A 20,364-nucleotide genomic window follows, 5' to 3' on the forward strand; every position below is an offset into this window, starting at 1 on the left:
GGTCGGCCTACGCCTTCCGGCAGCCCGCCACGATCTCCTCCACGGCCGCGCGGGCGTGCTCCGCGTCCTCGGCCACCAGCCCGATCCTGGTCCGGCGGTCGAGCACGTCCGAGGCGTCCAACGCCCCCTCGCGCGTGACGGCGTAGGCGATCTCGGCACGGGTGACGTCGATCCCCTCGGCGATCCGGTCGGCGGCGGCCGGCACCAGCGCCTCCCCCACCGCGAGCACCTCCCGGGACGCCCCGCCGTGCCGGGCGGCCAGCGAGGCGGGCGTCCCGGCCGGGACCGGCCGGCTGTCGCGGTGCGCGGGCGCGCCGACCAGGGGCAGTCGCGCCGTCCAGCAGGCCCTGGCCGGCAGGCCGCGCAGCCGGACGGCGGTGTCCACCGCGTCCTCGGCCATCCGCCGGTAGGTGGTGAGCTTGCCGCCGACCACCGTGACCACGCCGGACGGGGACTCCAGCACCGCGTGCCGGCGCGAGATGTCGGCCGTGCTGCCGCCGCCGGTGTCGATCAGCGGCCGCAGCCCGGCGTAGGCGCCGCGGACGTCCGCCCTGGTCAGCGCGGTCTGCAGGGCCCCGTTGACGGTGTCCAGGAGGAAGTCGAGCTCGGCGTCGGTCGGCACCGGCTCGTCCGGGATCGGGCCGGGCGCGTCCTCGTCCGTCAGTCCGACGGCGACCCGGCCGAGCTGCTGCGGCAGGGCGAAGACGAACCGGCTGGTGGAGCCGGGCACGGGCACGGTGAGCGCGGCCGTCGGGTGGCCGAGGGCGGCCGCGTCGAGGATCAGGTGGGTGCCCCGGCTGGGCCGCAGCCGGATCGACCGGTCCACCTCGCCCGCCCACACACCGGTGGCGTTGACGACGGCGTGCGCGGCGAGGGTGAGCGACTGGCCGGTGAGGGTGTCGGTGAGCCGGGCCGAGCCACCGGTGACCTCCTCCGCCCGCACCCGGGTGAGCACGGTGGCGCCGTACTGCGCGGCCGTCCGGGCGAGTGCCACCACCAGCCGCGCGTCGTCGACGAGTTGGCCGTCGTGCGCGACCAGGGCGCCGCGCAGGCCGTCGGCCTTGAGCGCGGGCGCGAGCCGGCGGGCCCGGTCGGCGTCGACCCGGCGCATCCGGGGCAGCACCGTGCCGGGGGTGCGGGCGCCGAGCCGCAGCGCGTCCCCCGCGTGGAAGCCGACCCGCACCAGCGCGGCCTGCGCCGGGCTCAGCAACTCCGGCAGCAGCGGTACGAGTTGCGGCAGCGCGCGGACCAGGTGCGGGGCGGTGGTGGTCATCAGCACACCGCGCTCGACCGCGCTCTCCCGGGCCACGCCGATCCGGCCGGAGGCGAGGTAGCGCAGACCGCCGTGAACCAGTTTGGAGCTCCAGCGACTTGTCCCGAAGGCGAGGTCCCGGGCTTCGACCAGAACGGTGCGCAGCCCGCGCGAGGCCGCGTCCAGGGCGACGCCGGCACCGGTCACGCCGCCGCCGATCACCAGCAGGTCGACGGCTCCCCCGCCGCTGAGCGCGTCCAGCTCCAGGCCCCTTCGCCGGGCGTCGAGTCGGGCCGTCCCGGCGTACGGGCCGAGCGGGGCGCCTGCGGCGGGCGGGCGTGCGGCGGTCGAGGTCATGGCGCGAGGTATCCGTTCAGTGCTCTGGCCAGTTCGCGCCGCCAGGCCGCCTCGGACAGCAGGGAGGCGACCATGCGGTGCGACTGGACGGTGGACTGGGCGATCAGCAGCACCATCGCCGCGAGTTCGATGGGCTCGCCGGCCCGGATCGAGCCGTGCCGCTGCCCCTGGGCGATGCCGGCGCTCAGTGCTTCGAGCAGGCCGCGCTGGCTGGTGCCGAGCCGCTCCACGACGTACTCGAAGAGCGCGTCGGAGTCGGCCGAGCGCAGCAGCGCGCCGAGCACCGGGTGGTCGCGCAGCCGGACGGCGACCTCGACGACCCCGTCGACGAAGGCCTCGCGGTCCTGCCCGGCCAGTTCGACCTGCTCCTGGGTGGTGCGGATCTCCCGGGTGAGCAGCGCGCCGATGACCGCCCGGACGTCCGGCCAGCGCCGGTAGACGGTGGGCCGGCTGACCCCGGCGCGGCGCGCGATCTCGGCCAACTGGGTTCGGCGCACGCCGAGATGGACGATCAGCTCGGCGGCGGCGTCGAGGATGGCGTCGTCGGTGCTGCGCGGTTCCTGGGGCGCCGGCTGCTCGGCGTTACTACTTGACATGATGTGTGAAACTGTAACGCATGGCACCTGAGACGCAAGCGGGACCGGCCGGCGCCGCGCTTCCGCTCCCCCCGATGAAGTGGGACGCCTGGGGCGACCCGGCCCTCGCCAAGGAGCTGTCCGTCGAGGTCAAGGCGCTGTTGGCCGCCGCCCTCGGCGTGACCGGCGCCCCCGCCCCCGGCCCGAGCGCCGCCGAGGCGGTACTGCAGCCCTCGCTGCTCACGGACGCGGACCTGAAGGCGCTGGCCGCCGTCGTCGGCGACGCGCACGTCAGCGCGGCCGACGCCGACCGCCTCCCCCGGGCCGGCGGCAAGTCCACGCCGGACCTGCTGCGCCGCCGCAGCCACCGGCCCCAGGACGCCCCGGACGCGGTCGTGCTGCCCGGCACCGAGGACGAGGTCGCCGCGCTGCTCGCGCTCTGCGCCGAACGCCGCATCGCCGTGGTCCCGTTCGGCGGCGGCACGAGTGTGGTCGGCGGGCTGGAGCCGCTCCGGGAGGGCTTCGCGGCCGTCGTCTCGCTCGACCTGCGCCGCTTCGACGGGCTGCTCGACCTGGACGAGACCTCCGGCGAGGCCGTCCTCGGCGCCGGCCTCACCGGCCCGGCCGCGGAGGCGCTGCTCGCCGAGCGCGGCTTCGAACTCGGCCACTACCCGCAGAGCTTCCGCTTCGCCACCATCGGCGGCTTCGCGGCCACCCGCTCCTCCGGCCAGGACTCCGCCGGCTACGGGCGCTTCGACGAGATGGTGCGCGGCCTGCGCGTCGTCACCCCCTCCGGCGTGCTGGACCTCGGCCGGGCCCCCGCCTCGGCCGCCGGGCCGGACCTGCGCGAGCTGTTCCTCGGCTCGGAGGGCACTCTCGGCGTGATCACCGCCGTCCGGGTGCGGGTGCACCCCGTCCCCGCCGCGAAGGCCTACGAGGCGTGGAGCTTCCCGGACTTCACGGCCGGCGCGCAGGCGCTGCGGGCGGTCGAGCAGCAGGGCACCGGACCGACCGTGATCCGGCTGTCCGACGAGGCCGAGACGGCGATCAACCTGGCCCTGACCGAGCGGATCGGCGGGGAGCCGGCGGTGAGCGGGTGCCTCGCGGTCACCGTGTTCGAGGGCGGCGCCGAGCAGGTCGCCGCCCGGCAGCAGCTCACCCGGGCGGCCCTGCTGGCGGCCGGCGGCAGCTCGCTCGGCGAGGCGCCGGCCCGCGCCTGGGAGCACGGCCGGTTCAACGCGCCGTACCTGCGCGACTCGCTGCTGAACGCGGGCGCGCTCTGCGAGACCCTGGAGACGGCCACCGACTGGCGGCAGCTGCCGTTCCTCCGGTTCGCCGTCACCGCCGCGCTGACCACCGCGCTGCCCGGCGCGCTGGTGCTGTGCCACATCTCGCACGTCTACCCGACCGGCGCCTCGCTCTACTTCACCGTGGTGGCGGCGATGGGCGAGGACCCGCTGGCCCAGTGGGCCGCCGCCAAGCGCGCGGCCGGGGACGCGATCATGGCGAACGGCGGCACCATCACCCACCACCACGCCGTCGGCGCCGACCACCGGCCGTGGATGACCGACGAGGTGGGCGAGTTGGGCGTCCGGATCCTGCGCGCGGTCAAGGCCGCCGTCGACCCGGCGGGCATCCTCAACCCCGGCAAGCTGATCCCGTGAGCGGCCCGAGACCGATCGCCAGGGTGGTCGTGCTGACCAACCCGGCGGCGGGCGGCGGCCAGGCCGGGGCCGCCGCCCGCCGGGCCACCGCCCGGCTGCGCGCACTCGGCATCGAGGCCCTGCCGCTGGCCGGGGCCTCGGCGGAGGACACCCTGCGACTGGCCCGCGAGGCCGTGGCCGGGGCCGGGGCGGGCCGCGGTGTGACGAAGGAGGGACCGGGCATCGACGCCCTGGTGGTGGTCGGCGGCGACGGCATGATCAACCTCGCCCTCCAGGCGGTGGCCGGCACCGCCACCCCGCTCGGCGTCATCCCGGCCGGCACCGGCAACGACCACGCCCGCGCGTACGGCCTGCCGCGCCGCTCCCCCGAGGAGGCCGCCGAGGTGGTCGCGGCCGGGCACACCACCACCGTGGACCTCGGCCGGGTGAGCGCCGCCGACGGCTCCACCCGCTGGTTCGGCTCCGTCCTCGCCGCGGGCTTCGACTCCCTGGTCAGCGACCGCACCAACCGGCTGCGCTGGCCGCGCGGGCGGATGCGCTACAACCTCGCCATCCTCGTCGAGTTCGCCAACCTGCGGCCGCTCCCGTTCCGCCTGGTGCTGGACGACGGCACGGTGATCGAGCGCGACCTCACCCTCGCCGCGGTCGGCAACACCCGCAGCTACGGCGGCGGCATGCTCATCTGCCCCGGCGCCGACCCGGCCGACGGCCTGTTCGACGTCACCCTCGTCGCCGCCATGCCCCGGCTGCGGGTCGCCCGCTTCTTCCCCACCGTCTTCAAGGGCACCCACATCCACCACCCCGAGGTCACCACCCACCGCACGGCCTCGCTGCGCATCGAGTCGCCGGGCATCACCGCCTACGCGGACGGCGAGTTCATCGCACCGCTCCCGGTCGACGTCACCGTCGCCCGGGCCGCCCTGCACCTGCTCGTCCCGGGCCCCGCCTGATCGCCTCGGGCCCACTGCGGGGAGGGCCGGCCGATGATCCGGCCGGCCCTCCCCGCGGGCCGTCTCCCCCGCAGGCCGTCACCCCGGCCCGGACGCCCGTTCAGACGCCGCGCCGCGCCTTGAGCGGCCCGTCGTCGATGGCCGCCTCCAGCGCGGCGTGGTCGACCAGGGTCTGGTCGGCGTACAGGACGGCGAAGTCGGCGATCGCCTCGGCGAAGGTGTCCGCGCCACCGAGGTAGCCGTCGATCGCGAGGCGGTCCCCGGAGCGGGCGTGCGCGCGGGCCAGGGTGCGGCCGCAGAGGTCGGCGTAGGCGCGCAGCCCCGACGGGGTCATCTCGGAGACCTCCGCGGAGCCCTTCATGTCGCGCAGCTGGCGGCCGTAGAAGTGCCGCCCGGCCGGGCCGCTGGTCCAGCCGAGGAAGATGTCGCTGGCGGCCTGCATCAGGTGCTGGCCGGTGACGACCCGGCGGCCGCCGTGGGCGATCGGCGCCTCGGCCTCGGGGCGGGCGTCCGGGAGGTGGTCCTCCAGGACGGACCGGCCGACCTCCTTGATCTGGAGGAAGAGCGGGTCCTGTTCGTCGCGGCCCTCCAGCAGGAGGATGAAGCAGCGGGTGCCGACGCTGCCGACGCCCACCACCTTCCGGGCGGCGTCGACGAACCGGTAGCGGTCGAGCAGGACCCGGCGGTCCTCGGCCAGCGTGCTGCGGTAGTCGCTGAAGATCTTGCCGACGTCGCGCAGGTCGGTCTTGGCGAGCGGCTCGATCAGCGGCGGGTCGTCGATGATCCGCCGGCGGCCGTCGCGGATCTCGGTGAGCTTGCCGAAGGCCTGCATGCTGGTGCGGCGCCGGGCGCGGGCGAGGCCGGACTCGAGTCGCTTGCGCTGCTTGGCCTTGCGGACCAGCGCCAGGATGTCGGCGGAGTCGATCCGGGCGTACCAGACGTCGAGTTCGCCGGCCTCGGCCAGCGTGCGCATCGCGGTCGTGTACCCCTCCGCCGCGGCGAGCGCGGCCCGGCGGACGCGTTCCTCGTCCTGGCCGTTGTCGCGGGCGGCGACGGCGACGCTGGCGGCGAGCCGCTTGACGTCCCATTCGAACGGGCCCGGGTAGGTCTCGTCGAAGTCGTTGACGTCGAACAGCAGGGCGCGCTCCGGCGAGGCGTACACCCCGAAGTTCACCAGGTGGGCGTCGCCGCAGAGTTGGACGGTCAGTCCGGTGTCCGGGCCGGCCCCGAGGTCGGCGGCCATCACGGCGGCCGAGCCGCGCAGGAAGGCGAAGGGGGACTCGGCCATCCGGCCGTAGCGGATCGGCAGCAGTTCGGTGACCCGGTCGGTGCCCTGCCGTTCCAGGACGGAGACCGGGTCGGGGCGGTCCGCGGCCGGGATCCAACGGCCGTGGGCGGAGCGCGGGACCCGCTCACGGGCGGCCCGGCCGCGCCGGCGGCGCTCTACAGGACTGGTCATGCTCGGCTCCCGGGTCGGCGTCGGCGGGGCAGGGCCTGGATACGGCCTGCTGGTGACGCTAGGGCACCCGCGGCGGCCCGGCACTTCGAGGCGCCGACGGGCGCACGGGGCGCCCGCCGACGCCAGGGCCGGTCTTCAAGCCCCCGCCTGCGGGCCGGCCGGGCGGACAACGGGGGCTTGAAGACGGGCCCCAGGGCCGAACGAGTGAGCGGGTCCGGTCGGGAGAGCCGCGCGGCGGGCTCACTCCACGACGAAGTCCGCCATCATCGCCATGTCCTCGTGCTCCAGGTTGTGGCAGTGCAGCATGTACGTCCCCCGGTAGTCGGTGAACCGCACCAGCACCTCCACCGCCTCGGCCGGCCGCAGGTCCACGGTGTCCTTCCACCCGGCGTCGTACGGGCCCGGGTCCTTGCCGTTGCGCGACAGCACCTGGAAGTGGTCCAGGTGCAGGTGGACGGGGTGGTGCAGGTCGGTGAAGAACCGCCAGATCTCGGTGGTGCCGAGGGCCGGCCGGGCCAGCGCCCGACCGGGCTGGTACGGCTGGTTGTTGATCGTCCAGCCGTCGCTGCGGCTGCGCTTGAAGGAGAAGGTGCGGGTGGTGACGGCCGCGCCGGGGTCGAGCCGCTCGATGGTGGAGAGCCGGTCCGGCACGGCCGAGTCGTCGGAGACCGTCCGGGTGGAGACGTCGAAGCGCATCACCTCGGCGGCCCGATCGCTGCCGAAGCGGTTCACCAGCCGTACTGACGTCCCCGGCTCGTAGCGGGCGAAGTCGACGACCACGTCGAAGCGTTCGGCCGGGGCCACCTCCAGCGCGTCGTGCCCGATCGGGCTCTCCAGCAGGCCGCCGTCGCCGCCGATCTGCACCAGGGCGTCGCCGCCGGAGGGCTGCGGGTCCAGTTCGAGCCGGTACAGCCGGGCGTTGGAGGCGTTGAGGAACCGCAGCCGGTACCGGGCCCGGTCGACGGTCAGCCTCGGCCAGGGCGCGCCGTTGACCAGGATGACGTCGCCGAGCACACCGTTCATGTAGTCGGTGGTGACGCCGGGCCCGTCCGCGTCGGCGGCCGGGTAGCGGAAGGAGCCGTCCTCGGCGAAGGAGCGGTCGGCGAGCATCAGCGGAATGTCGCGCTCGCCGCGCGGCAGCGGCAGCGCCGCCTCCTCGTCGTCGTGCAGGAGGTGGAACCCGGCCAGGCCGCGCCAGACGCCGGGGCCGGTGTACCCCATCCGGTGGTCGTGGTACCAGAGGGTGGCGGCCCGCTGCGTACCGGGATAGGTGTACGTCCGGTCGCCGACGACGGTGCTTCCGGGGGACGCCTCGGCGTGGTGCTCCATCCCCGGCATGCCGCCCGCCTCCGCCATGGCGGAGGCGTTGGAGCCGACCGGCAGCACCAGGTCGATCGGGTAGCCGTCGCTGGCCGCCGGGGTGTGCCCGCCGTGCAGGTGGACCACGGAGGGCACCGGCAGCTCGTTGCGGTGGTGCACCGCCACCTGCCGCCCCGACCTGGCGACCACCGTCGGACCGGGGAAGGTGCCGCCGTACGTCCAGGCCTCGGTGCGCAGGCCGGGCAGGATCTCCAGCCGGGCGAGCTGCTGGGTGATCTCGTAGTAGTCCGTCGTCGCGTCGGTGCGGACGGGCTTCAGTACGGCGGGCACCGGCAGGTCGACCTGGAACGGCGCGGGGAGGTCGAGCTGGCTGGGCAGCAGCCGGCCCGGCCGGCCCTCGGCGAGCAGCCGCGCCGCCGAGGGGACGGCGACCGCGCCGACCGCGCCCGCGCCGACCACGGCCGCACCGATGCCCAGGAACCGGCGGCGGTTCACTTGACCACCTCGACGTGCCCGCCCGGCCTGGGCAGCCGGCCGCCGGCGTCCGCCGCCGACGGGGCGCCGCCCTTCGCGGGCAGCGGCTGCCGCCAGGCGCCGACCAGCCCGAACAGGATGCCGCTGACCAGCAGCACGCCGAGCGTCACGTGCAGGCCCAGCGACCGCTCGTACCCGAAGACGATCTGCATCGTCACCGCCACGGCGAGCAGCGCCGACCCCCAGAGCGGCCAGAGCGGGCCGCGGCCGACCCAGCGGACCGGTACCGCCACCGCCAACTGGGCGAGCACCACGGTGGCCAGCGTCATCGCCGTGCCCTCGTGGGCCTCGAGCGACTCGTAGTTCCCGTTGAGGAAGCTTCCGGCCAGCATGGCCTGGAGGACGGCCAGCAGGGCGAGCGAGGTCGCGGTGGTCCGCAGCAGGATCAGTGGCCAGCGGGGCGCGTGGGCGACCGCGGGGGGACTGCTCATGTCGGTCTTCTCTCTGCTCGCGGGGCGGGAGGGCGCAGCAAACCGGACGGCTCGGCACCGTAGGGGTGCCTCACCGGAAAGGTCCAGCAGCGGGGATTGCGCGGCCGAGAGCGTAGCTGATCCGACATCACGATCAGTGCCAATAAACGGTTTTGCCTCCCTCGGCCACCCCATTGCCGCTGCTCAGCACGGCTGGATAGCCCGAACGGGCGATACGCCTCGGCGTATCGCCCGTTCGGGCCTGACCGGTCCTGCCTTGTCCCGGCTGATCCGCTCTGATCCGAACTGATCCGGACTGGTCCGAGCTGGTCCGGGCTGCCCCGAGCTGTCCCGGATGCGACCGGTTGGTTCCGACCGGTCCTCGGTGCGGCCCGCCCCCGCGCCGCTACTGCCGTCCGCCGCCCGCCTCCACCGGGCGGGCCCGCAGCAGCGCGCGGGCCGGCAGGCCGGTCGCGGCCACGCAGAGCAGTACGGCGCCGGCGGCCAGCGGCAGGGCCGTGCCGACCGGGATGTGCGGCGCGGTCCTGGCGATCCCCCGGGTGATCGGCACCAGCGTGATCCAGGCGATCACACCGCCGACCAGCAGGCCGGTCGCGGCGACCAGCAGCGCCTCCCAGCGCATCATCCCGCGGACCTGGCGCCGGGTGGTGCCGGCCAGGCGCAGCAGCGCCACCTCGCGGCGCCGGTCCAGCACCATCATCACCAGGGTGTTGGCGGCGGTGACGGCCGCGAAGCCGCCGAGCACGCCGGCCATCACCGTGTTGGCCCAGGCGCCGATCTCCTGCTGGTGGTCGGACTGCGCGGCGAATCCGGCCCGGTCGGTGACGGCGGCGCCGGGGAGGCCGGCCAGCTTGGCAGCGACCGCGGCCCGGTCGGCGCCGGCCGCGTCGGCGACCAGCACCTGGCTGTCGTAGGCGGCCGTGACGTGCGCCGCGACGGCGGCCCGGGGCAGCAGCACCTGGCCGAAGCCGAGGCCGCGCTCGTAGGTGGCGACCAGCGTCGGGCGGACCTTGGCGCCGTCGCCGAGCCAGAGCGGGACGCCCTCGCCGATCTTCACGCCGAGGGCGTCGGCGAGGCCCGCGTCCAGGGCCACGGTGTCGGCCGAGCGGCCGAGGTCGGCGAGCGCGCCGCTCTTCACGCCGAGGTCGAGCACCCGGGGCAGCTTGGCCGGGTCGCCGGCCACGCCCAGCGCGGTGGCCTGGGAGAGCATCGAGCCGTCCTGGTAGACCGCGGCGGTGCGCAGCACGCCGACGGCGGCGTCCACGCCGGGCACTCGGCCGGCCTGGTCTGCGGTGGCGGCGGCCAGGCCGGGGCCGGTCGAGGAGATCACGTGGTCGGCGGTGATTCCGCTGCGCACCTGCTCGCCGGTGGCGTGCGTGATGGTGCTCTGCATGAACAGCAGGGTGCCGCAGAAGGCGGTGACCATGATGATCGGGGTGATCGCGGAGGCCAGTCGGCGGGCGTTGGCCCGGGTGTTGTCGGCGGCCAGCGAGCCGGGCGCGCCGGCCCCGGCCCGCAGCGGGGCGCCGAGCACCCGGGAGGCGATCCCGGCCACCCAGGGGCCGAGCAGTCCGACGGCCAGCAGGAAGCACATCACCACGCCGAGTGCGGTGTTGGCTGCGTTGGCGCCGTCCAGGCCGGCGGCGAGGCCGGCCAGTGCGACGGCGCCGGCGATCGCGACCAGGCCGAGGACGGTACGGACCTTGCCGGGGCGGCCGGCCTCCACGGCGGCCTCGCCGAGCGCCTGGCTCGGCCGCATCCGGGACGGGCGGCGGGCCGCCAGGAAGCCGGCGCCGAGCGCGGCGAGGGTGCAGCCGCCGACGGCGGCGAGCATCGGGACCGGTCCCACGGACAGGGCGACCGACGGGGGGACGGCGCCGCGCGAGGACAGCTCGCCGAACCACCAGCGGGCCAGCGCGAGGCCGGGCAGGATGCCGAGGGCGCCGGCCACGGGTGCGACCAGCATCGCCTCGGTGGCGATGGTGCGGCGGATCTGGCGGGGGGTGGCGCCGATGGCGCGCAGCAGGGCGAACTCGCGGGCCCGCTGGCCGGTGGCCAGGGCGACGGTGCTCATCACGACGAACACCGCGGTCATGGTGGCGACGCCGCCGAAGGAGCCGCCGAGCGCGGTGAGCATGGTGCGGCTCTCGACGAGCGCGGGCTGTTCGACGCCGCCGCGGGCGTCGCCGGTCAGCACCTCGGCCTCGCCGCCGACGGCCTGGCGGACCTGGTCGGCGAGCGCCTTGCGGTCGACGCCCTCGCGGGGCTGGACGGCGATGGCGTCCACCCGGCCGGGGTGGCCGGAGAGCTGCCCGGCCGCGGTGTCGGCGAACCAGGCGGTGGGGCCGGCCTGCTGCGGGGCGGCCAGGCCGGAGATCCGGTAGGAGCCGGTGCCGCCGGGGGCGGTCAGGGTGATGCTCGCGCCCGGGGCGAGGTGGGCGGCCCGGGCGGTGGCGGTGTCCAGCACGACCTCGCCGGCCCCGGGGGCCCGGCCCTCGGTCAGCCGGTCGGCGCCGCCGGCGATGCCGAGGGAGGCGATGGCGCGCCCGGTGAGGCCGGGGGTGGCCTGGCCGGGGGCGATCGGGAAGGCGGTGTCGGGGCGGGCGGCCGCGACACCGGGCGCGGCGGCGATCCGCCCGGCCAGTGCCGCGTCCACCCGGGCCCGCTCGGGGAGGCTCTGCTCCACGGCCTCGGTGTCCTCGCCGACCTTCCGGGTGATGCTGACGGTCGGGTCGGCGGCGACCACCACCGGGGTGTCCGCGTACCGCACGGGCGGGACGCTCGCGGTGAGGCCGGTCTGCAGCAGGGTGCCGCAGGCCATGATGACGGCCGCGCCGAAGAACAGCGCGATGAAGGTGCCCGCGAAGGACGCGGGCCGGAACCGCACCGAGGAGCGGGCGAGTCCGTTGCTCACGCCGCCACTCCCATCGGGCGCGTGGCCAGCGAGACCATCCGGTCGGCGACGGTCTTCGGGTCGGGCTGGTGCAGCTCGCCCGCGAGGGCGCCGTCGGCGAGGAAGACCACCCGGTCGGCGACCGAGGCGGCCACCGGGTCGTGGGTGACCATGACGACGGTCGCGCCCATGGTGTCCACCGCGTGCCGCAGCAGGCCGAGCACCTCGTGCGCGGTACGGGTGTCCAGGGCGCCGGTCGGCTCGTCCGCGAACACCACGTCCGGGCGGGTGATCAGCGCACGGGCGATCGCGACGCGCTGCTGCTGGCCGCCGGAGAGCTGCCCGGGGCGCCGGCCGCCGTGCTCGCCGAGGCCGACCTGGGCGAGCAGCTCCTTGGCCCGGGAGCGGTCCTGGCGCTCGCCGGCGAGGCGCTGCGGGAGCAGCACGTTCTGCAGCACCGTCAGCGAGGGCAGCAGGTTGAAGGACTGGAAGATGAAGCCGATCCGGCTGCGGCGAAGCTTGGTGAGCCGGTTCTCGCTCAGCCGGGTGATCTCCTCGCCGCCGAGGTACACCTCGCCGGAGCTCGGGCGGTCCAGGCCGGCCGCGCACTGCAGGAAGGTGCTCTTCCCGGAGCCGGAGGGGCCCATCACGGCGGTGAAGGTGCCGTGGCCGAGTGCCAGGTCGACTCCGCGCAGGGCGTGCACGGTCTCACCGCCGCGGCCGTAGCTGCGCTGCACCGACCGCAGCTCGATGGCGGCGTGGGCGGGGCGCCCGTACTGCTCGGTCCGGGGGCGGTCGTGGCGGGGTGCCATGGTGGGCCTTCCTTCGTGGATCGTCGCTGGTCGTCGACGTGTTCCAGCCTAGGAAGGCCCCGCGCGCCCAACCATGGAGGCCGCTGGCGGACCGGGGGTGGGGTTATCCCCACCAGCGTCCGGGGGCTCGCCGTCCGGGCCCCCAGGGGCGGGTCAGACCTCGTCCGCCGCGATCCGCTGGTACTCCTGCCGGAGGACGGCCAGTACGGGGTGGTCCGGGTCGAAGGCGGTGCCGTCGATGGCGGCGATCGGGCGGACGCCGACCCCCGCGTTGAGGGCGAAGGCCGCCGCGAACCGGCCCGGGTCGGCGGCCCGGACGGGCTCGCGGCACTGCGGGCCGGTGTGGGCGGCCGCGAGCAGGGCGGCGGTGACGCCGGGCAGTTGGTCGCCCTCCGGCCAGACCAGCCGCCGGCCGTCGTGGAAGCCGATGTTCCAGGTGGCGCCCTCGGTCACCCGGCCGGCCGTGTCGACCAGCAACGCGTCGTCGTAGCCGTCCAGTTGGGCCAGTCTCCGCTGGCGGACCAGGCCGAAGAGGCCGGTGTGCTTCACCTCGGGCAGCTCACGGGTGTACGCCGTGGTGCGGACCCGCAGCGGGCCGGGGGCGACCGCCGCGGCCGCCCGGGTGGTGACCAGCAGGCTCGGGGCGGCCGCCGCGCCGGGGCGCTCCACGCCGAGCGCCGGGTCGTACGCCGTCACCCGGACGACCACCGGGCCGCCGTCGGGCGGCAGGACGGCCCGCACCCGCTCGCGCACCAGGGCCCGGTCCGGCTCGGCCCCGAACAGCAGCCGGCCGTCCCGGGCCAGGCGGTCCAGGTGCAGCGCCAGGCCGCGCACCCGGCCGTCCTCGACCCGCAGGGTGGTGAAGTGCCCGTAGTTCAGCAGCCCCAGCGCGGCGAGCTGCCCGGCCCCGGGCGGCGCGCCGTCGATCTCGATCTCAGCCATTCCCCGAGTCTCCCAGCCGGGCGGCGGCCAGTGCGGCCGGGCGGTCCGGGCGGTCGGGGGCGGGGCGGTCCGGGCGCGCCGGGGTAGGGAAAACCCGACCACGAGGTCTCGACCTGACCGTCATGACCGCGCCGGGCCGCGCGGCTGGAATGGTCGTGTGCTGATCACCCCTCGTCGAAGCCCGGCCCGCCCGAGTCCCGAACAACCCTCCCCGCAAGGCCTGTTGACGCACCGCCGCCGGGCCGCCTGGTGCGTCGGCTGGCTACTCGCAGCCGGGTGGGCGGGCGCCTTCCCGGTGGTCTCCACACTGGGGCCGCACCGGCTCTGGGGCCTGTGCGCCACCGCCGGATACCTGGCGGCGGCGGCCGCCGTGCTCGCCCTGCCGGGGCGGCGCGGACGGGCGGTCTCCGTCGTCCTCGCGCTCGCCGGGGCCGTCGTCGTGCCGCTGCTCGCCCTGGTCCTGGCCGGGCAGGGGCAGAGCGAGGTCGGCGTGATCGAGCGCTCGGGCGCACAGCTGCTCCAGCACGGCACGCCCTACCTGGCCGAGCCGCGCACGGTGCAGGAGTACACGCCGTACCTGCCCGGCATGGCCCTGTTCGGGCTGCCGCGGGCCCTGCTCGGGACGGACGGGTGGGTGGTGCGGCTGCTCGGCGACGCCCGGCTGTGGTGTGCGGCGGCCTTCCTCGGCTGTCTGCTGCCGACGGCCCGGCGACGGCCCGCGCCCGCCGCGCTGATCGCCTCGCCGCTGGTCGCGCTGCCGCTCTGCGTCAGCGGGGTGGACCTGCCGCTGACCGGCCTCTGCTGCCTGGCGCTCGCCCTCGCCGCACCGGCCGGGGGCCGCCTGCGGGCCGCCGCGAAGGGCGCGCGGCCGACCGCCGCCGGGCTGGCGCTGGCCGCCGCCTGCGCGCTCAAGTGGACGGCCTGGCCGGCCGTCGCGGTGGTCGCCGCCCTGCTCGCGGCGACCGCGGGCCGGCGGGCGGCGGTGCGCTGCACCTCGGCGGCCCTGGCGGGCACGGCCGCGCTGGTGCTGCCGGGGGCGCTGCGTTCTCCCGGGCCGCTGCTGGAGCAGGTGTTCGCCTTCCCCACCGGGCGCGGCGGGCTGCCGACCCCGGCCGGCAGCCCGCTGCCCGGACGGCTGCTCGCCCAGGCCGGCCCGGGCGGCTGGTACGTCGCCGTCGCCCTGCTGCTGCTCGCCGGGCTCGCCGTCGCCGCGTCCCTGCTGCTGCGCCCGCCGCGGGACGCCGTCGCCGCCGCCGACCGGCTCGCGCTCGGACTCTGTCTGGCCTTCCTGCTGGCGCCCGCCGGGCGGTTCGGCTACCTCGCGCTGCCGCTCGTGCTGGTCCTGCACGCCCGGGCCCGCCACCCGGGCCCCGCCGAACAGCCCGTCCGCCCCGTCCGCCCCGTCCGCCCCACCGAACCCGTCACCGACCCCGTCCGCTCCACCGAACCGCGAACCGAGGCTGAACCGACCCCATGGCCACCACGCTCGTCATCACCAACGACTTCCCGCCCCGCCAGGGCGGCATAGAGACCTTCGTCCACGCCCTGGCCACCCGCCTCCCCGCGGACGAGGTCGTCGTCTACACCTCGGCCGAGCCCGGCGCGGCCGGCCACGACGCGGGGCTGCCGTTCCCGGTGGTCCGCGACCCGGCCGGGATGCTGCTGCCCACCGGCCGGGTCACCCGGCGGGCCGCCGAGATCGCCCGCGCGCACGGCTGCGACCGGGTCTGGTTCGGCGCCGCCGCACCGCTCGCCGCGATGGCTCCCGGGCTGCGCCGACAGAGCGGCGGCGCGATCCGGCGGATGGTCGCCACCACCCACGGCCACGAGATCTGGTGGGCCCGCACCCCCGGGGCCCGCCGGCTGCTGCGGCGGATCGGCGACGGCGTCGACGTGGTCACCTACCTCGGCGGGTACACCCGCGACCGGATCGCCCCGGCGCTCGGCCCCCTGGCCCGGCTGGAGCGGCTGGTCCCGGGCGTGGACACCGACCGCTTCCACCCCCTGGCGGAGCCGGCCCCGCCGGAGACGGCCGGGCACGACGGACCGGTGATCCTGTGCGTCGCCCGGCTCGTCCCCCGCAAGGGCCAGGACACCCTGATCCGCGCCCTGCCGCTGATCCGGCGGGCCGTCCCGCAGGCCGTCCTGGTGCTCGTCGGCCAGGGCCCGGACGAGCGGCGGCTGCGCGACCTGGCCCGGCGTCACACCGAGCCCGGCTCGGTGGTGTTCGCCGGCGGCCGGGAGCACGCCCGGACCCCCGCGTTCTACGCGGCCGCGGACGTCTTCGCGATGCCCTGCCGGACGAGGCGCGCGGGCCTGGAGGCGGAGGGCCTGGGCATCGTCTTCCTGGAGGCCGCGGCCGCCGGCCTGCCGGTCGTCGTCGGCGACTCCGGCGGCGCGCCCGACACCGTCCTCGACGGTGTGACCGGCTCGGTCGTCGACGGCCGCGACCATGCGGCCGTCGCGGCGGCGCTCACCCGGATCCTGCGCGACCCCGGGCGGGCCGCGATGGGCGCGGCCGGGCGGCGCCGGGTGGCGCGGGAGTGGTCCTGGGAGGCGTCCGCCCGCCGCCTCGCCGAGCTGCTCGACCCGGCGCAGGCGCCCGCCGCGCGCCGCTGAACCCGGGCCGATACCAGGCCCTACTCGCCCCGCAGATGGGCCAGGACCGCCAGCACCCGGCGGTTGCCCTCGGTCGGGTCGAGGTCCAGCTTCATGAAGATGTTCCCGCAGTGCTTGACCACCGAGGCCTCGGTGATGGTCAGCCGCTGGGCGAGGGCCTGGTTGTTCAGCCCCTCCGCCATCAGCGCGAGCACCTCCCGCTCGCGCGGGGTGAGCCTGCTCAGCGGCCGGTCGCCGGACTGCTGGCGGAGCAGCACCCGGACCACCTCGGGGTCGATCACCGTCTCGCCCGCCGCCACCCGGCGCAGCGCGTCCAGGAAGTCGGCCACGTCACCGACCCGGTCCTTGAGCAGGTAGCCGAGCCCGGCGGGCTGGGCCCCGGCCGCGCCGAGCAGCCGGGTGGCGTACGGGGTGGCCACGTACTGGGTGAGCACCAGCACCGGCAGGCCCCGGTGCCGCTCGCGCAGGTCGAGGGCGGCCCGCAGTCCCTCGTCGTGGTAGTCCGGCGGCATCCGGACGTCGGTGATCACGGCGTCGGGCCGGTCGGCGTCCACCGCGGCGGCCAGCTCGGCCGCGTCGCCGACGGCGGCGATCACCCGGTGCCCGCCGCGGGTGAGCAGTTCGACCAGCCCGGCGCGGAGCAGTACGGCGTCCTCGGCGATCACGATCCGGAGCACGGCACCTCCACCCGGAGCCTGGTCGGCCCGCCGATCGGACTGGTCACCATGAGCCTGCCTCTCAGAATCGCCACCCGGTCGGCCAGCCCCTGCAGTCCGGCCCCGGCGGCCGGGTCGGCCCCGCCGCGGCCGTCGTCCGTCACCTGGACGACCAGTCGGCCGTGCTCGACCCGGCCCAGCACGGAGATCGCGCTCGCGCCGCTGTGCTTGGCCGCGTTGGTGAGCGCCTCGGTGACGGTGAAGTACGCCGTCGTCTCGACCAGGCCCGGCAACCGGGCCGGCAGGTCGATGTCGACCTCCACCGGGACGGGGTGGCGCAGCGCGACCTCGGCCACCGCGGCGGCCAGCCCGTGGTCGGTGAGCACCTGCGGGTGGATGCCCCGGACCAGGCTGCGCAGCTGCTCCAGCGCCTGCCGGGCCTCACCGCGGGCCCGGGCGACCAGCTCGGCCGCCGGGCCGGCCGGTTCGGCGGCGCGCAGCTCGTACTCGGCCAGGCCCAGGGTCATGCTGAGGGCGACGAGCTGCTGTTGGGCGCCGTCGTGCAGGTCGCGTTCGATCCGGCGCCGCTCGGCCTCGAAGGCGTCGGCCAGCCGGGCCCGGGAGCGGGTGAGTTCGACGACCTGGCGGCCGAGGTCCTCGTCCCGGGGGCCGAGCAGGAACCGGGCGAGCCGGACGTGGGCGGTGGTGAGCAGGGCGCCCGCGTAGCCGCAGAGCAGCAGGCCGGCCAGGCCGACGGCGGTCGCGGGCAGCGCCTCGACCGGTCCGGGGATGGCCCGGCCGGGGATCAGCATCACCGTCTCGGGGGCGAGGGCCCAGACCACGACCGGGGTGGTGACCAGGGTGGCCGAGCCCGCCAGCAGGACGGTGAAGCCGAGGTCGGCGGCGCCGAGTACCGGTCCGAGGAGGGCGGTGTAGCCGAGTGCGCGCCAGGTCGCCCGCTCCCGCAGCCGGGTGCGCAGCCAGGCCCGGCGGCCGGCGCCGGGCAGCGGGCGGTGCGGGTCGGCCACCGGCACCGGCTCGACCAGGCGCAGGCGGCGGCGTTCCAGGGCGCCGACCGGGAGGCCGGACAGCGCGACGGCCAGCAGCACCAGCAGGCCGAGGCCGAGCACCGACAGGCCGAGGCCCGCCAGCAGCAGGACGGTCAGCAGGGCCCACAGCAGCGGGCCGAGTACCGCGCCGCCGACCAGGTAGCCCCAGCAGCGCAGCGCGCGGAGGGTGAACGGGAACCGCCGGGGGTGGGCGCACAGCTGCGCCCAGACGGTCACCGGCTGCTGTTCCTCGCTCACCCCGTCACTCTAACCGCCCAGCTGACGGCCCCTCCGGTGGCCGGAGCCCGCGGCCCTCAGCCGCGCCGGGGCACGGCCCGGGAGCGAAGTTTGACGCCGTCCAGCACCACGCCCACCACGCTGTGCGCGGGGACGGCGCCCCAGAGCCGGGAGTCGGTGCTGAACGCCGGGTTGTCGCCGATCAGGACCACCTGGCCGCCGGGGACGGCGGGGTCGGGGACGGCGGCGCGGACCGACTCCGGCACCGGATCCCCGGGCAGCGCGGCGAGGCGCTTCACCAGCAGGCGGTGCCGGCGGGGGCCGGAGGGGTCGGCCTGGTCGGCGGCGTCGGCCGGGAGGTCGAGGGCCTCGCGGGAGACCACCACGATCCGGCCCGGCCGCAGCCGGGCGAACCGCCGGCTCAGGACCAGCACCCGCTGGCCGGGCCGGAGCGTGGGGGCCATACTCCACCCCGCGACCACGATCACCGACAGCACGGACCGGGCCAGGACGGCGGCGGCCACCAGCAGTACGGCCAGGGCGCCGCCGACGGTGAGGAGCAGCTGCATGACGGAACTCCCTCTGTTACCACGGACGGGTGTTACCGCTGGTGGACCGGCTGTCCGGGCACCGGGCCGAGCCCTGGCACCGCGCCGGGCACCGGGCCGAGGCCGGGCACCGCGTCCTGGTAGCCCGAGGCCTGGAGCGTGAACAGCTCCGCGTAGCGCCCGCCGAGCGCCATCAGCCGCTCGTGGGTGCCCTCCTCGATGACCTGTCCGCCGCCGAGGACGACGATCCGGTCGGCGTCGCGGACGGCGGCCAGCCGGTGGGAGATGACCACACTGGTCGCCCCCCGGCGCAGTTCGCGCAGGCTGTCGTGGACCTCCTGCTCGGCGGCCGCGTCCAGTCCGGCGCTGGGCTCGTCGAGGATCATCAGGTCCGCGTCCGCCCGCATGAACGCCCGTGCCACGGCCAGCCGTTGCCATTCGCCACCGGAGAGCGAGTGGCCCCAGCCGGTACCCGCGCCCTCCGGCATGAAGATCCGGCTGAGCAGTGCGTCGTAGCCGCCGTCCAGTCGGCCGATCCGCTCGTGCACGCCGGCCGCGCGGGCGGCCGCGGTGAGCCGCTCGGCGTCCTGGAGGTGGGCGAGTCGGCCGAGGCCGATGTTCTCGCCCGCGGTGAGGTCGTAGCGGCAGTAGTCCTGGAAGACCACGCCGATCCGCTCCCGGTAGGCCTCGGGGGTGAACTCCCGGATGTCGACGCCGTCCCAGAGGATGCGGCCGCGCCCGGGGTCGTAGAGCCGGCAGAGCAGCTTGACCAGGGTGCTCTTGCCGGCGCCGTTGAGGCCGACCAGGGCGGTGACCGAGCCGGCCGGGATGGTCAGGTCGACGCCGCGCAGGGTCCACGGCGCGTCCTCGTGGTAGCGGAACCAGACGTCCTGGAACTCGATCGTCCCGCCGAGCCTCCCCGGGGTCAGCGGCACCACGGGCAGGACGAGGTCCGGTTCGGCGTTGCTCAGCGCGCGGTAGTGGGCGAAGGTGATGGCCGCCTGGTAGGCGGACGAGCCGGTGCTCGCGAGCTGGCCCACCCCGGCCTGGATGCCGGCCACGGCCGCCAGGCAGACCGACACCTGGCCGATCGACAGTTCGCCGTGCCGGGCGGCCTGGACGGCCCAGACCAGGCCGAGCCCGTACACGGCGACCCCGAGCAGCGAGGCGGGCAGCCGCCAGGAGAGGTTCCGCCGGTCGGTCCGGTTCTCGGCCGCGGCGACGGCGACGAGTTCGGTACGGGCCCGCTGCTTGATGAAGTCCTGGAGGCCGAAGAGCCGGATCTCCTTCACCGCGTCCACGTCCGCGACCAGGCTGCCGTAGAACATCTGCCGGCGGTTGCGCGGCATGGTCTCGCGCAGGACGGCCGCGCGCCGCCGCCCGGCGGCCAGCTGCACCCGGACCAGCGGCAGCGTCAGCAGCAGGGTGAGCCCGCCGAGCAGCGGGTTGACGACGAACAGGGTGACGAGGAAGCCGCCGACCGTCAGCAGCGCCTGCAGGCTGCTGAACGCCGAGCCGACCAGCAGGTCGGGGGCGATGCCGCCGGCCTGCTGGGCGAGCCGCAGCTCGTCCTGGAAGCGCGGGTCCTCGAAGTTGCGCAGGCCGGGCAGGCGGTTGACGGCGTCGAACAGCTCCTCCTGCACGCGCAGCCGGATGGCCCGGCTGCTGCGGGCCCGGGCGTACTCGCCGAGCGAGGGGGTGAGCGCCAGGCCGAGGCTCGCCGCGATCAGCAGCACGCAGGTGCCGACCGGGGCACCGGCCGGGGCTCCCCCGACTCCCGCCAGGCCGTCGAACAGGTCGCTGACCAGCAGTGCGGTACCGGCCGGCAGCAGGCCGACGACCAGGCTGCAGAGCAGCGACAGCACCAGGGCGGACGGGCCCGCCCGCCAGGCGAGCGCGCAGGCCGCGAGGCCGGAGCTCAGCGCCAGGCGGCCCTCGGCCGGGGTGGCGGGCCGGTGGCGGGCCGGTCCGTCGCCGGGGGCGGGGCCCGGGCCTGCGGCCTTGGCGCCGACCGGAGGGCCGGTCGGGGCGCCGCCCGGTGGGCTGGTCGGGGGGCTGGTCATCGG

At 76.4% G+C, this 20,364-nt stretch carries 16 protein-coding genes; 4 read left to right on the top strand and 12 right to left on the bottom strand.

The features are described from left to right. Positions 1 to 7 precede the first annotated feature (7 nt). Entirely contained in the window at positions 8 to 1,609 is a 1,602-nt protein-coding gene (locus tag ACGFZP_RS14480) for a glycerol-3-phosphate dehydrogenase/oxidase (protein ID WP_392932095.1), read from the bottom strand. After that, a complete protein-coding gene (locus ACGFZP_RS14485; protein WP_392932097.1) occupies positions 1,606 to 2,205 on the bottom strand; it encodes a TetR/AcrR family transcriptional regulator in 600 nt (199 codons plus the stop codon). The genes ACGFZP_RS14480 and ACGFZP_RS14485 overlap by 4 nt, the downstream gene beginning before the upstream one ends. Positions 2,206 to 2,279: 74 nt before the next feature. Between ACGFZP_RS14485 and ACGFZP_RS14490 the strand changes: the two genes are divergently transcribed. Both ACGFZP_RS14490 and ACGFZP_RS14495 read left to right on the top strand, forming a co-directional pair. Continuing rightward, entirely contained in the window at positions 2,280 to 3,848 is a 1,569-nt protein-coding gene (locus ACGFZP_RS14490; protein WP_392932098.1) for an FAD-binding oxidoreductase, read from the top strand. After that, positions 3,845 to 4,798 (top strand): diacylglycerol kinase, encoded by a 954-nt coding sequence (locus ACGFZP_RS14495; RefSeq protein WP_392932100.1) that lies wholly within the window; start codon positions 3,845 to 3,847, stop codon positions 4,796 to 4,798. Before ACGFZP_RS14490 ends, ACGFZP_RS14495 begins: the two co-directional genes overlap by 4 nt. Before the next feature lie 100 nt (positions 4,799 to 4,898). Here ACGFZP_RS14495 and ACGFZP_RS14500 read toward each other — a convergent pair whose 3' ends face one another. The 6 genes from ACGFZP_RS14500 to ACGFZP_RS14525 all read right to left on the bottom strand — a co-directional run bounded on the left by ACGFZP_RS14500 (position 4,899) and on the right by ACGFZP_RS14525 (position 13,189). Next, the gene (locus tag ACGFZP_RS14500) at positions 4,899 to 6,257 is read right to left on the bottom strand and encodes a DUF2252 domain-containing protein (protein WP_392932102.1); all 1,359 of its coding nucleotides are present in this window, start codon (positions 6,255 to 6,257) and stop codon (positions 4,899 to 4,901) included. Positions 6,258 to 6,497: 240 nt separating this feature from the next. Beyond that, a complete protein-coding gene (locus tag ACGFZP_RS14505; RefSeq protein ID WP_392932104.1) occupies positions 6,498 to 8,072 on the bottom strand; it encodes a multicopper oxidase family protein in 1,575 nt (524 codons plus the stop codon). Then, the gene (locus ACGFZP_RS14510) at positions 8,069 to 8,542 is read right to left on the bottom strand and encodes a hypothetical protein (protein WP_392932106.1); all 474 of its coding nucleotides are present in this window, start codon (positions 8,540 to 8,542) and stop codon (positions 8,069 to 8,071) included. Before ACGFZP_RS14510 ends, ACGFZP_RS14505 begins: the two co-directional genes overlap by 4 nt. A 385-nt stretch (positions 8,543 to 8,927) precedes the next feature. After that, on the bottom strand, positions 8,928 to 11,456 hold the full coding sequence (locus ACGFZP_RS14515) for an FtsX-like permease family protein (RefSeq protein WP_392932108.1): 2,529 nt from the start codon (positions 11,454 to 11,456) through the stop codon (positions 8,928 to 8,930). Beyond that, complete coding sequence (locus ACGFZP_RS14520) at positions 11,453 to 12,247, bottom strand: ABC transporter ATP-binding protein (RefSeq protein ID WP_392932110.1); 795 nt, start codon at positions 12,245 to 12,247, stop codon at positions 11,453 to 11,455. The genes ACGFZP_RS14515 and ACGFZP_RS14520 overlap by 4 nt, the downstream gene beginning before the upstream one ends. A 153-nt stretch (positions 12,248 to 12,400) precedes the next feature. Then, positions 12,401 to 13,189, bottom strand: coding sequence for an aminotransferase class IV (locus ACGFZP_RS14525; protein ID WP_392932112.1), 789 nt, complete (start codon positions 13,187 to 13,189; stop codon positions 12,401 to 12,403). A gap of 223 nt (positions 13,190 to 13,412) precedes the next feature. Between ACGFZP_RS14525 and ACGFZP_RS14530 the strand changes: the two genes are divergently transcribed. Both ACGFZP_RS14530 and ACGFZP_RS14535 read left to right on the top strand, forming a co-directional pair. Beyond that, positions 13,413 to 14,717 carry a hypothetical protein gene (locus ACGFZP_RS14530; RefSeq protein WP_392932114.1) on the top strand — a complete coding sequence of 435 codons (1,305 nt, stop codon included), beginning with the start codon at positions 13,413 to 13,415 and terminating at the stop codon, positions 14,715 to 14,717. Beyond that, the gene (locus ACGFZP_RS14535; protein WP_392932116.1) at positions 14,663 to 15,808 is read left to right on the top strand and encodes a glycosyltransferase family 4 protein; all 1,146 of its coding nucleotides are present in this window, start codon (positions 14,663 to 14,665) and stop codon (positions 15,806 to 15,808) included. The genes ACGFZP_RS14530 and ACGFZP_RS14535 overlap by 55 nt, the downstream gene beginning before the upstream one ends. A gap of 20 nt (positions 15,809 to 15,828) precedes the next feature. Here the strand turns inward: ACGFZP_RS14535 and ACGFZP_RS14540 are convergent, their stop codons facing one another. The 4 genes from ACGFZP_RS14540 to ACGFZP_RS14555 are packed head-to-tail and all read right to left on the bottom strand — an operon-like array spanning position 15,829 to position 20,361. Beyond that, complete coding sequence (locus ACGFZP_RS14540; RefSeq protein ID WP_392932117.1) at positions 15,829 to 16,485, bottom strand: response regulator; 657 nt, start codon at positions 16,483 to 16,485, stop codon at positions 15,829 to 15,831. Next, positions 16,470 to 17,771: a sensor histidine kinase gene (locus ACGFZP_RS14545; RefSeq protein ID WP_392932119.1), complete on the bottom strand. Its 1,302-nt coding sequence runs from the start codon at positions 17,769 to 17,771 to the stop codon at positions 16,470 to 16,472. The genes ACGFZP_RS14540 and ACGFZP_RS14545 overlap by 16 nt, the downstream gene beginning before the upstream one ends. Positions 17,772 to 17,827: 56 nt before the next feature. Continuing rightward, positions 17,828 to 18,319: a S26 family signal peptidase gene (locus ACGFZP_RS14550; protein WP_392932121.1), complete on the bottom strand. Its 492-nt coding sequence runs from the start codon at positions 18,317 to 18,319 to the stop codon at positions 17,828 to 17,830. Between the two features lie 32 nt (positions 18,320 to 18,351). After that, positions 18,352 to 20,361, bottom strand: a complete 2,010-nt coding sequence (locus tag ACGFZP_RS14555) for an ABC transporter ATP-binding protein (RefSeq protein ID WP_392932123.1) — start codon at positions 20,359 to 20,361, stop codon at positions 18,352 to 18,354. Positions 20,362 to 20,364 lie beyond the last annotated feature (3 nt).

This window comes from Kitasatospora sp. NPDC048239 (genome assembly GCF_043202015.1).
Classification (GTDB): domain Bacteria; phylum Actinomycetota; class Actinomycetes; order Streptomycetales; family Streptomycetaceae; genus Kitasatospora.

What these genes read in the sequence shown, in the direction of transcription:
- ACGFZP_RS14520 (WP_392932110.1), bottom strand. Translation starts at nt 12,247, where the DNA reads ATGGCACCCCGCCACGACCGCCCCCGGACCGAGCAGTACGGGCGCCCC.
- ACGFZP_RS14535 (WP_392932116.1), top strand. Translation starts at nt 14,663, where the DNA reads ATGGCCACCACGCTCGTCATCACCAACGACTTCCCGCCCCGCCAGGGC.
- ACGFZP_RS14480 (WP_392932095.1), bottom strand. Translation starts at nt 1,609, where the DNA reads ATGACCTCGACCGCCGCACGCCCGCCCGCCGCAGGCGCCCCGCTCGGC.
- ACGFZP_RS14500 (WP_392932102.1), bottom strand. Translation starts at nt 6,257, where the DNA reads ATGACCAGTCCTGTAGAGCGCCGCCGGCGCGGCCGGGCCGCCCGTGAG.
- ACGFZP_RS14490 (WP_392932098.1), top strand. Translation starts at nt 2,280, where the DNA reads ATGAAGTGGGACGCCTGGGGCGACCCGGCCCTCGCCAAGGAGCTGTCC.
- ACGFZP_RS14525 (WP_392932112.1), bottom strand. Translation starts at nt 13,189, where the DNA reads ATGGCTGAGATCGAGATCGACGGCGCGCCGCCCGGGGCCGGGCAGCTC.
- ACGFZP_RS14550 (WP_392932121.1), bottom strand. Translation starts at nt 18,319, where the DNA reads ATGCAGCTGCTCCTCACCGTCGGCGGCGCCCTGGCCGTACTGCTGGTG.
- ACGFZP_RS14555 (WP_392932123.1), bottom strand. Translation starts at nt 20,361, where the DNA reads ATGACCAGCCCCCCGACCAGCCCACCGGGCGGCGCCCCGACCGGCCCT.
- ACGFZP_RS14485 (WP_392932097.1), bottom strand. Translation starts at nt 2,205, where the DNA reads ATGTCAAGTAGTAACGCCGAGCAGCCGGCGCCCCAGGAACCGCGCAGC.
- ACGFZP_RS14510 (WP_392932106.1), bottom strand. Translation starts at nt 8,542, where the DNA reads ATGAGCAGTCCCCCCGCGGTCGCCCACGCGCCCCGCTGGCCACTGATC.